Source organism: Roseomonas sp. CAU 1739 (assembly GCF_039839775.1).
In the GTDB taxonomy this organism is placed as follows: Bacteria; Pseudomonadota; Alphaproteobacteria; order Acetobacterales; family Acetobacteraceae; genus Neoroseomonas.
Genome location: NZ_JBDOQQ010000031.1, coordinates 21,165 through 32,358 on the forward strand (window position 1 = coordinate 21,165; position 11,194 = coordinate 32,358).

8 protein-coding genes are annotated in these 11,194 nt (G+C 70.6%); 6 read left to right on the top strand and 2 right to left on the bottom strand.

Annotated elements, in window-relative coordinates; translation table 11 throughout:
• Positions 1 to 6 precede the first annotated feature (6 nt).
• Complete coding sequence (locus AAFN86_RS28220) at positions 7 to 2,901, bottom strand: FAD-dependent oxidoreductase (RefSeq protein ID WP_347546966.1); 2,895 nt, start codon at positions 2,899 to 2,901, stop codon at positions 7 to 9.
• Positions 2,902 to 2,976: 75 nt separating this feature from the next.
• Here AAFN86_RS28220 and AAFN86_RS28225 point away from each other — a divergent pair, with 75 nt between their 5' ends.
• The 5 genes from AAFN86_RS28225 (at position 2,977) to hydA (ending at position 8,348) form a co-directional block, all read left to right on the top strand.
• Positions 2,977 to 3,888: a dihydrodipicolinate synthase family protein gene (locus AAFN86_RS28225; RefSeq protein ID WP_347546967.1), complete on the top strand. Its 912-nt coding sequence runs from the start codon at positions 2,977 to 2,979 to the stop codon at positions 3,886 to 3,888.
• A gap of 14 nt (positions 3,889 to 3,902) precedes the next feature.
• Positions 3,903 to 4,727 (top strand): ABC transporter substrate-binding protein, encoded by an 825-nt coding sequence (locus tag AAFN86_RS28230; protein WP_347546968.1) that lies wholly within the window; start codon positions 3,903 to 3,905, stop codon positions 4,725 to 4,727.
• A 4-nt stretch (positions 4,728 to 4,731) separates the two neighbouring features.
• A complete protein-coding gene (locus AAFN86_RS28235) occupies positions 4,732 to 5,421 on the top strand; it encodes an amino acid ABC transporter permease (RefSeq protein WP_347546969.1) in 690 nt (229 codons plus the stop codon).
• A 31-nt stretch (positions 5,422 to 5,452) separates the two neighbouring features.
• On the top strand, positions 5,453 to 6,784 hold the full coding sequence (locus AAFN86_RS28240) for a cytochrome P450 (protein WP_347546970.1): 1,332 nt from the start codon (positions 5,453 to 5,455) through the stop codon (positions 6,782 to 6,784).
• Positions 6,785 to 6,860: 76 nt separating this feature from the next.
• Positions 6,861 to 8,348, top strand: a complete 1,488-nt coding sequence (hydA, locus tag AAFN86_RS28245; RefSeq protein ID WP_347546971.1) for a dihydropyrimidinase — start codon at positions 6,861 to 6,863, stop codon at positions 8,346 to 8,348.
• 3 nt (positions 8,349 to 8,351) lie between these two features.
• Here hydA and AAFN86_RS28250 read toward each other — a convergent pair whose 3' ends face one another.
• The gene (locus AAFN86_RS28250; protein WP_347546972.1) at positions 8,352 to 9,071 is read right to left on the bottom strand and encodes a DUF1194 domain-containing protein; all 720 of its coding nucleotides are present in this window, start codon (positions 9,069 to 9,071) and stop codon (positions 8,352 to 8,354) included.
• Positions 9,072 to 9,216: 145 nt separating this feature from the next.
• Between AAFN86_RS28250 and AAFN86_RS28255 the strand changes: the two genes are divergently transcribed.
• On the top strand, positions 9,217 to 10,908 hold the full coding sequence (locus AAFN86_RS28255) for a helix-turn-helix domain-containing protein (RefSeq protein WP_347546973.1): 1,692 nt from the start codon (positions 9,217 to 9,219) through the stop codon (positions 10,906 to 10,908).
• Positions 10,909 to 11,194 lie beyond the last annotated feature (286 nt).

An 11,194-nucleotide genomic window follows, 5' to 3' on the forward strand; every position in this document is an offset into this window, starting at 1 on the left:
AGCTTTTCAACCGAAGCGCGCAATCGAGAAGTCTCGCGCCACCGGCTCCCGCCCCAGCACCGCATCGGCGGTCATCCGCCCCGCCACGGGTCCGAGCGTGTAGCCCGAGGACGTGACCGCGGCGAACAGGCCCGGGCAACCCGGCGCCTCGCCCAGGATCGGCGCGCGGTCGATATGCACGTTCATCCCGGTCCAGGCGCGCAGCACCGACAGGCCGGCGACCGCCGGCACCACATGCCCGGCGACCCACAGGTTGCCCTCGATGCTGTCGCGCCGGTTGCGCGTGGCGCCGGTGGCCGGGTCGTGCTCGCCCGGCCAGGCGCCACCGATCAGCAGATGCCCGTGCGGCCCCTGCTTGAGCGACAGATGCCGCCCGGCATGGGCGACTAGGTGCGGGATGATCGGGCCGGTCGCCTCGGTGGCGATGACCTGCTGGACCAGCCCGCCGACCGGCAGGGTGATGCCGGCCAGCGCCGCGATCCGCCCCGACCACGGGCCCGCCGCGATGACCACGCGCCCGGCCCGGATGGTCCCGGCTTCGGTCGCGACCGCGAAGCCAGACGCATCCCGGGCGATGCCGGTGATCTCGATGCCACCCGCAACCCGCGCCCCGGCACGCTTCGCCAGCGCCAGCAGGGCGGCGGTGCCGCGCAGCGGGTCGATCTGCCCTTCCAGCGGGCAGAAGGCGGCGCCGAGAAAGCGCGGCGCGAGATAGGGGGCGAGGTCGCGCAGCTCATTGGCGCCGACGACCCGGGTGTCGATGCCATTGCGGCGCTCGACCGCGGATTTGCCGTGGAGCCATTCGAGTTCGTCCGCCGTCTCGGCCAGCATGAGGCCGCCTTCGGTGCGGATGCCGCAGGTTTCGCCGGCGTCGCGCGCGATGTCCTTCCAAAGGTCGATGGATCGCGGCCCGAGCGGCAGGGTGGCGACCGCCGGACCGGCAGTGCCGAGCGCCTCCGCCTTGTCGCCGAAATCGTAGGACAGCAGCTGGACATGCAGGCTGCCGGCATTGGCGGTGCTGGCGGCCAGGCCGGGTTCCGAGCGGTCGGCCACCAGCACATCCGCACCCTCCCGCGCCAGATACAGCGCGGTAGACAGGCCGAGCACGCCACCGCCGATCACCAGCACGTCGCAGGCGCGGTTCTCGGCCGCGAGCGGCATGGCGGGGCCCCGCCAACGGCTTGGCGTGGGCGCGTGAATCACCGGCGTGTCGAAGCCCTCCGGCAACTCGCGCATCAGGGCGGCGGCGGGGATCGGCCGGATCGGCGCGCGGGGGGCGGCGAAGGCGGCTTCCTCGGCCGGGGCGCCGGCCAGCCGCGCAACGGTCGCGCCGCACATCCGCCCCTGGCAGCGACCCATGCCGGCGCGGGTCTCCTTCTTCAGGGCGGCGAGCGTGCGCGCGCCGCCGGCCATGACGCCGCGCAGCGCGGCGGCGGTCACGTCCTCGCAGCGGCAGATGATCGTCGCATCGGCGATGGCGGCGGGATCGAAGGCGGGGGCGGCGAAGACGCGCCACAAGGCGCGCTGGAAGGTGAGGGCGCGGTCCAGCGTCTGCGTCGCGGCGGCATCCTCGGGTGCGGCGAGCCCGATCTCCCGCGCGGCGGCGAGGCCGGCGAGCCGCCCGCGCGCCAGGGCCACACGAGACCCGCCGATCGCCGCGCCATCGCCGATGGCGAAGATGCCGGCGACGGATGTGCGGCCTTGCGTATCCGCCACCGTCTCCAGCCGGCCGATCTCGGCACCCGGCCCATCCGTGACGAAGCGCTGTGCGCAGCCCAACGCACGGGCGAGGCCGGTCTCCGGCTGGAATCCCATGTTCAGCGCGGCGACGCCGGCTTCGATGCGGCGTTCCCCGTCCGGCGTGGCGATGCGCAGCGCGGTGAAGCGGTCGGTGCCCTCGCAGGCCAGGATGGTGCTGCCCCAGAGCACCGGCACCCCGGCGCGCTTCAGCGCGGCGAGGTAGCGGAATCCGTCCCAGGCGAGGTCGGGCGCGGTCCGCGCCAGCGTCAGCATCTCCCGCCACACGGACAGGCCAGGCTTCGGCGCGGCTTCCACCACGGCCGCGACCCGCACGCCGCCGGCCAGCAATTCGCAGGCAAGTTGCAGGTTGAGCGGGCCGCTGCCGGCGATCACCACGCGATCCGCCGGGCTGACGCGCTGCGCGCGGGCCAGCGTCTGCAGGGCGCCCGTCGTCATCACCCCGGGCAGCGTCCAGCCCGGCACCGGCACCGGGCGTTCATGCGCGCCGGGCGCGAGCACCAGTCGCTTCGGCCGGAAGGTAACGGCCGCGCCATCGACCAGGGCGGCGACCTCATCCGCCGCGAAGCCGCCCCAGACGGTGGCACCCTGGTGGATGGCGATGCCCGCCGCGCGGGCCTCATCGAACAGCGCGGCACCCTTGCGGAACTGCGCATCGGGCGCGGCATGCGCATGGCTTGGTGCAAGTGGCTTCAGATACTGCCCACCCGGCTCTGCACGCTCATCGAGCACCACCACATCGGCGCCGGCCCGCGCCGCGGCGATGGCGGCAGTCAGGCCGGCGGGTCCGGCGCCGACCACCAGGATGTCGCAGGCGCGCTCGGTGATCTCGACGGGTCTGTCGGCCAGCGGTGCCGGTTCGGCGGGCAGGGCCCCCGATACCTGCATGCCGGCCTTCGCCTTCACCATGCAGGCGCGCTGGCCCGACTTGCCGTCCACCGTGACGACGCAATCCCAGCAGGCGCCCATGCCGCACCACAGGCCGCGTGGCGCGCCCGAGGGCGCCTTCCGGAAGGCGAGAATGCCCGCGGCCGACAGCGCGGCGGCGATGGATTCACCGGGCAGGGCCTCGATCTCGCGGTTGTCGAAGGTGAAGCGGATGGGTCCGGCGGTCGGCGTGATGATCGGGGAGGAGAGTCGCATGACCTTGCCGTGAGGGAATAAACGGTCTCCGATCATCGCATGCGGCCCTGCCGCGTCCATCCCCGGAGCCTGCCGATGTCCCGTGAACCCTTCCGCGGCACCTATACGGTGCTGGTCACGCCCTTCACCGCAGATGGTGGCGCGGTCGATCTGAAGGCGCTGGAACGCCTGGTGGAATACCAGATCACCGAGGGCGTGCGCGGCCTGATCCCGCTCGGTTCGACCGGCGAGTTCCTGTCGGTTTCCCGCGAGGAACGCACCGCCATCACCGAGACGGTGGTCCGCGCGGCGGCCGGCCGCGTGCCGGTCATCATGGGCACCGGCATGGAGGACACCCGCGACGTGGTGGCGCTGTCGAAGGAGGCCGAGGCGCTGGGTGCGGACGGCGTGATGATCATCCCGCCCTTCTATTCGGTGCCGACGCTGGAGGAACTGATCCACCACTACGACACGGTGGCGAAGGCGATCGGCATCCCGATCATGGTCTACAACAACCCGGCCACGTCCAACGTGGACATGACGCCGGCGATGCTCGCCGAGATCAGCCGCATCCCGAATTGCCGCTACGTCAAGGAAAGCACGCTGGAGGCGACGCGGGTGCGCGACATCATCGCGCTGTGCGGCGACCGGATGGAGGTCTTCGCCGGCGTGCTCGGCTACGAGAGCGCCTGGCTGGGTGCGATCGGCTGGGTCGCGGTGTGCAGCAACGTCGCCCCGCGCCTGTCATCTGAGATGTTCGACGCCGCCGCATTCGAGGCGAACCGCGACAAGGCGCTGCCGCTGTATCGCCGGCTCGCCCCGCTGCTGCCCTGGGTGGGCGGGCCGCGCTACGTCTCGGGCACCAAGGCGGCGTTCCGGCTGATGGGCATGGATATGGGCCCGCCGCGCCCGCCGCGCCTGCCGCTGCCCGCGCGCGACGTGCCGGCCCTGGCGCAGGTCTTGCAGGGCATTGGCCTGATGAGCATCGCCGCCCAGGCGGCGGAATAGGGAGACTTCGCATCATGGAACGCCGCACTTTCCTCGCCACCGGCGCCTCGCTGCTGGCGACCCCGGCCCTTGCCCAGGCGCCGGCCTGCACCCAGACCGTGCCGAACACGGAACTGGTCAAGGCCGGCACGCTGACGCTGTCGACCAATCCGACGCTGCCGCCGATGCAGTTCGTGGACAGCGCGGGCGTGCTGCGCGGCATGCGCGTCGATCTGGGTGCGGAGATCGCCCGCCGGCTCTGCCTGCAGGTCGAGCATGTGCGGGTGGAATTCGCCGCCATGATCCCCGGCCTCGCCGCCCGGCGGTGGGACATGATCAACACGGGGATGTTCTATACCGAGGAACGCCAGCGCCTGATGTGGCTGGTGCGCTATGAACAGCAGGCGATCAGCGTCTCCGTCCCGCGCGGCAACCCGCGCAACATCACCAAGGTGGATGACCTCGCCGGCCTGCGTGTCGGCGTGGAACAGGGCGGCTTCGAGTTCCGCCGCACCACCGACATGTCGAACGACCTGCGTGCCAAGGGCCTCGCGCCGCTGGTGATCCGCGCCTTCGATAATTTCGCGGTGTCCTTCCAGGCGCTGCGCGCCGGGCAGCTCGACGCGGCGATCTCGATCGACAGCACCGCCAAGGAATACCAGGACCGCGGCGAGTTCACCCGCGCCATCGCCGGGCTGTACGGCACGCCGATCAATTTCGGCTTCCGCTCCAAGCCGCTGGCCGAGGCGGTCGCTGCCGCACTGACCGCGATGCGGGCGGACGGGTCGTTCCAGGCGCTGCTCGATCGTTACGGCGTCACCGCCTATGACGGGCCGTTCGAGGTGGTCGGGCCGACCTGAGGCCATGCAGGTCTGGCGCTGGGACGGCTTCTTTGACTCCCTGCTGAACACCTACCTGCTGGAAGGCGCGATGCTGTCGGTCGCGCTGACCGCGGGGTCGCTGGTGTTCGGGCTGTTCATCGGCATCGGGCTCGCCCTGATGCGGCTGTCGGGCAATCGCTGGCTGTCGGGCATCGCCGCCTTCTACTGCTGGCTGTTCCGCGGCACGCCGCTGCTGGTGCAGTTGCTGATCATCTACACCGGTCTGCCGCTGATCGGCCTGCGCTTCGACGTTTGGGAAGCGGCCCTGATCGGCATTTCGCTGAATGAGGGCGCCTACCTGTCCGAGATCGTGCGCGCCGGCATCATGTCGGTCGCCAAGGGACAGCAGGAGGCGGCGCGAGCCCTCGGCCTGCATCGCATCCAGGTGTTCCGCCTGGTCACCTGGCCGCAGGCGCTGCGCGTCATCATCCCGCCGCTCGGCAATTCCGTGAACGGGCTGTTGAAGACCACCTCCATCGCTTCGGCGATCAGCGTCGATGAATTGCTGCGCCGGACCCAGCTACTGATCCAGGAACGCTTCCTGGTGCTGGAATTGTTCACCGTCGCCGCCCTCTACTACCTGCTGATGACGACGCTGTGGGATGTGGTGCAGCGCCGCCTCGAACGCCGCTACGGCCGCGGCTACGCCATGGACTCGGCCGACCGGCGGTGACGCTGCGGCGGCGGCGGCCTATCCTGCCGCCATGGAGGCCATCGCCGACTTCATCCCCCCGATGCCGCCGCGCGCGGCCGGCGCGCCCTCCGCGCTGGGCGGGCTGCTGCGCGCGCGGCGTGATGTGCTCTCGATCTTCCCCGCCGACGCCTATCGCCGCCAGGTCTTCACCACACGGCTGCCAGGCCGGCTGATCCTGGTCGCCAATGCGCCGCAGGTGGTGCGGGAGGTCTTCGTCACCAAGCACGAGACCTACCAGCGCAAGGCGCGCTTCCTGGAGGACGCGCTGAAGCCCGTGATCGGCGGGTCCTGCTTCATCGCCTCCGGCGAGGAATGGTCTGAACGGCGGGACGCGATCTCGCCGCCGATCCATCCCTCGGGCATCGCGCAGTTCCATCGGGCCTTCGTCCAGGCGGCGGAAACCTGCGCCGAAGCTTTCGCCGGCGCCACCGGCCCAGTCGATGCCGCCGCCGCCTATGCCGCCGCGATCAGCCATGTCCTGCTGCTCGCGGTGTTCGGTGATGCCGCGACACCCGAGGAAGCGCGCCTCATCGCCGAGACCTTCACCGCCTATCAGGAGGAGGCCGAGGTGGTGGACCTGCTGGCCCTAATGGGCCTGCCGGACCTGCTTGGCTGGTGGACGAAGCGGCGCGCGCTGCGCCTTGCGGCCGACATCCGTACCCGCGTCGCGCGGCTGATGGACCGCGTCGGTCCGGATGGCGGCACGCCCTTGCTGAAGGCCCTGCGCGCTTCGCCCGCACTGACCGGCGAGCATCTGCTGGACGAGGTGGTGATGTTCCTCCTCGCCGGCGCCGAGGGGGCGGCGATCACGCTAACCTGGACGACGATGCTCGCCGCGCTGCATCCGGCGACGGCGGATCGCATGGCCGCCGAATTGCCGGAGGACGTGTCGGACCTGTCGGCGCTGATGGCGCTGCCCTTCACCCGCGCGGTGATCCAGGAATCGATGCGGCTGTATCCGCCGGTCGCGGTCTTCGCGCGCCAGGCCACGCAACCCGACCGCATCCGCCGCTGGGATATCCGCGAGGGCGACCTGGTGCTCGCCGTGCCCTGGCTGCTGCACCGGCATGAAACGCTGTGGGAGGCACCAAACGCCTTCCGGCCCGAACGCTTCCTGGGGGATGCCGCGCGCCAACGGCCGCGCTTCGCCTACATGCCCTTCGGCGTCGGGCCGCGCATCTGCGCCGGGGCGGCCTTCGGCATGGCGGAGGTCACGGTCTTCGCCGCGGTGCTGTTCCGGCGGTTCCGCTTTTCGCTGGCGCCGGGCTTCGCGCCGCGGCCGAACTGCCGGCTGGCGCTGCGGCCGAAGGGCGGGATGATGGTGACGATCGGCAGGCGGTAGCGGGCGGCGAATTTCCGCCTTCCCCACCGCATCCGCCCGCCGCACTCTGCCACCCGCAGCGAATGGAGTGCGTGCGATGGCGGAATACGATCTCGCGGTGCGTGGCGGCCAGGTGGCGACCGGCTTCGGAACGGTGCGCTGCGATGTCGGCGTGAAGGATGGCCGCGTTGCAGCCCTGGCCGAACGCATCACCGACGCCACGCGCATCATCGAGGCCGATGGCCTGCTGGTCCTGCCCGGCGGCGTCGATTCCCACTGCCATATCGAGGAACCGTCGCGCGGGGGCTATGCCAGCACGGGTGCGGCCGAACCGCCGGTGACGGTGAATGAGGAATCCTTCGCCACCGCCAGCGCATCGGCCTTTGCGGGTGGCACCACCTCCGTCGTCTGCTTCATCCCGCAGTGGAAGGGCTTCGGTGTCTGGGACCGCTACGTGGATTACCGGACGCGGGCGGCGAAGGGGATGCTGGATCATTCCTTCCACCAGATCATCTCCGACCCCACCGATGCGGTGATGGATATCGAGGTGCCGCGCGTCGTCGCTGAAGGCGTGCGCAGCCTGAAAGTGTTCCTGACCTATGAGCCGCTGCACCTGTCGGATGGGCAGTATCTGCGCGTGCTGACCAAGGCGCGCGAGCTCGGCTGCCTGGTGACAGTGCATTGCGAGAACTACGACGCCATCAACTGGCGCACGCATGAATTGCTGAAGCACGGCATGACCGCGCCGAAATACCACGCCTGGTCGCGCCCGCCGGTGGTCGAGCGCGAGGCCACGCACCGCGCCATCGCGCTCGCCGAGCTGGTGGACCAGCCGATCCAGGTCTTCCACGTCTCCTGCGCCGAAGCCGCGGAGGAGATCGCCCGCGCCCAGTATCGCGGCGTGAAGGTCTGGGGCGAGACCTGCCCACAATACATCGCGCTGACCGCCGCCGACATGGACCGCCCGGGCTTCGAGGGCGCGAAATTCATGTGCAGCCCATCCCCGCGCACGACCGAGGAACAGGGCCGCATCTGGGAGATGATCCGCCGCGGCACGCTCGATGTGGTGTCGTCCGACCATTGCGCGTTTTCGTTCGAGGGCGACAAGGGCAAGCGGCAGAACGGCGCGGACGCGGTGTTCCGCGACATCCCGAACGGCATTCCCGGCTTCGCCGCGCGGCTGCCGATCATGTTCAGCGAGGGCGTGTCGAAGGGCCGCATCAGCCTTGATGACTTCGTCCGGCTGACCAGCACCAACCCGGCGCGGCTGATGGGCCTCGCGCCGCGCAAGGGCATGATCGCGGTGGGGGCGGATGCCGACCTCGCGCTGTGGGATCCGAAGAAGAAGGTCACGATCACCAACGCGCTGATGCAGCACGCGATCGACTACACGCCCTATGAAGGGCTGGAGGTCACCGGCTGGCCGGTAACGACGATCCGCCGTGGCGAGGTGGTGATGCGTGACGGCAAGGTGCAGGCGGAGCCGGGCACCGGCCGCTTCCTGCCGCGCGGGCCCTACGATTTCATCCGTCCGCGCGGGGTGACGCCGAATGGCTTCGACCCGGCGCCGCCGGCGCTGCGGTAGCCCCTAGGCTTCCCCGCGTCGCCGGCCACTGGCTGGCGCTGCGGCGATCTCAGTGGTGAGCTTGCGCCGGATGGCCTCGGCGAAACTCCCGACGTCACGGGCGACGATAAGGAACGCGTCCGGGCCGCCGACCACCTCCTCCGCGTAGTAGGTGTCCAGATCCCGCTCCGCATCGAGGATCGGCAGGCCGTTCACGGTGATGCCGGCCGCGGCTGCATCGTCTCGCGCCGCGGCGACAGGTCGGCCGTCATTGTTCCGCCCGTTGCCGGAGACATCGACCACCTGCCGCGCCGCGGGCCATGGTGCCCGCGCGAGCAGTCGTGCCGCGAAATCGATCGCACCGCTGATCGATGTATAGCCCGGAATCGGTGATGGTGCGCGCAGCAACTGGCCGGCGAACCGCCAGGCGCTGACCTCGTCCTCGATGACATCCCAAGGCGCGAGCAGTTCCTGGCGGTCACGGCTCGACCACTCGACCGCGGCGAGCGCGACGCGCCCGCACGCGCCGTCGCGCACGGCGGCAAGAAAGGCAGAGCTGGTGACGGCGCGCGCGTGGCCGAGGCGCTGCATCCTCATTCGCTCGTCGCTCAGGCTGCCCGAGGCGTCGATCGAGAGGACGAGGGCTACATCGACGGCTTCGCCCCGGGGCACTGCCTGCAGGGCGCGCGTCACGCTGCCGCCGGCCGCGGCAGCAGCCAAAAGGCTTCGGCGCATCATGACCATGCAGGCCTCCGTCCCGGTACCGCCGGGCGCCCATCGCCGGCGTGCGGTCGACAATGCGGGGCCGGCGCGCGCCGAGACATCCGCTTCCCGCCGGCAGTATCCGGAATCCGCCGAGATTTTCGCCACCCCGCGCTCGGGCGGAGATATGGTCCGCCAGCGCGGCGGCGCCCCCGGAACGGGTCGGGCTGATGACTGTGCTGCACGCCGCGCCGGAGGGGAGGCGGATGCGATGGCGTCAGGCACCCACATCGACCCCCTGCACGAAGGTTCCGTGGCCACGTTGCAACGGGGCGTCGGCGCGGTTCCGCGCGACGTCGCGCGAGCGGTCACCCATATGCGCGTCAACATGGCGCACGCCATCACTGCAGCCGAACTTGCGCGCGCTGCGGGCGTGCCGGAGCGGACGCTGCAGAAGCACTTCCTTGCGTTCCTCGGCATCCCCCCACTGGCCTATCTGAGGCAGCTTCGCCTGGCGGCGGTCCGGGAAGCGCTGATTCATCCGGCCGAGGGCGTGACCATTACTGACGTAGCGACCGCGTGTGGCTTCGCCCACCTCGGCCGGTTTGCATCTGAGTACCGTCGACGCTTCGGCGAGCCGCCCTCGGCAACGCTTGAGCGCGGACGGGCCGCCGTGCCGACCCGGTCGGCGGGTCCCGGCGGCTTCGCGGTCGCGCGCAAGGCTGCGACCCTGGTGGTCATGCCGCTCAGCGTCGTGGACGGCGCCCGGCTGGAGGCACGCGCCGTTGCGGAGGCCATTTCCGCGCAACTCGCGGCCCAGCTGAGCCGAGTTCCCGGACTCGCCGTTTCCCTGGCGCAGCCGGGACGGGGCCGCGAATGCGGCGGGGCGCGATACGGCCTCGGCGGCCTTGTCGTGCGTGCGGGGGACCGCCTGCGCGTCTTGCTCCGCCTGCTGGACCGTAGCGACGGGACCCATCTCTGGGGCGATGCCTTCGACGGTGAGGGTGGCGATCCCTTCGATCTCCAGGATCGCGCGGTCGGTGCGGCGCTGGAGGCGATCGGCCCGCACATCGAGGGTGCCGAGATAGCGCTCGCACAGCGGAAGGACCCTGGGGACCTGGAGGCGCGCGACCTCATCCTGCGCGCGATGCCACTCGTCCTGGCCGCCGACCCTGACAGTGCGGAACAGGCGCTGCGATGGCTCCGTGAGGCCATGGAGATGGACCCGGCGGACGCCACTGCGCCAGCACTGGCGGCGTGGTCTCATGCGCAGCGGGTTTCCTATTTCCGCGCCACGGACCGCGCCGGGGAGTTGTCCCTCGCACGGACGCTGGCGAGCCGGGCCATCATGCTCGATCCGGGCAGCAGCACCGCCTTCGTCGCCGCGAGCGGCGTGGCCCTGGCGTATAGCGATGGCGAACAGGCCCATGCGCTGATGGCGCGCGCCTTGGCGATCGATCCGCGCTCATCCTGGGGATGGGAACGCCTGGGGTGGCTCGACTGCTTCACCGATGCGCCCGCGGCCTCTCTCGGCGATTTCGCCCGCGCGATCCGCCTGAAGCCGCGGGGATTGCCGCTCGCCAATTGCTTGGCCGGTATCGGCTACGCCCATTTCAAGCAGGGGCACTATCCCGAAGCCGCGATGTCGATGCGCAAGGCGCTGGCGCTCAACCCTCGCGCGATGTGGCTCAATCGGATCCTGGCGCCATGCTACCTGATGCTGGGCGAGCACATGGCGGCACGGCGCGCCTTGCAAGAACTGCGGGAGTCCTGCCCCGCGATCACGCTCACGCTGGTCGTCGCGGCGTTGCCGAGGGGCATTCCCTCCCACGGCATGGTCATCGCCGACGGGCTGTCGAGGCTGGGCCTCCCGCCGTGATCCAGTCCGGCCAACGCTTCATGCGTGTGCCCGCTGCGCCGGCCGGTGTGCCGCGGTGCCGCTTCGCCATGACGGCATCCGACCTTACGGGGTGATGCCGAACGGCTTCGACCCGGCGCCGCCACGCTGAACCTTCAGGTCGATTGCATGGTCTCCAGCAGGCCTAGGTCATGTGGACTCTAGGGATTCCCTGGCTGATGGAAGCATGATTCAAAGCTGCCTTTTGGAGGCGGCGGATGGGCGTGCTGGATCGGTTGATCCTGGATGACGCGGCGTGGGAGCGGAT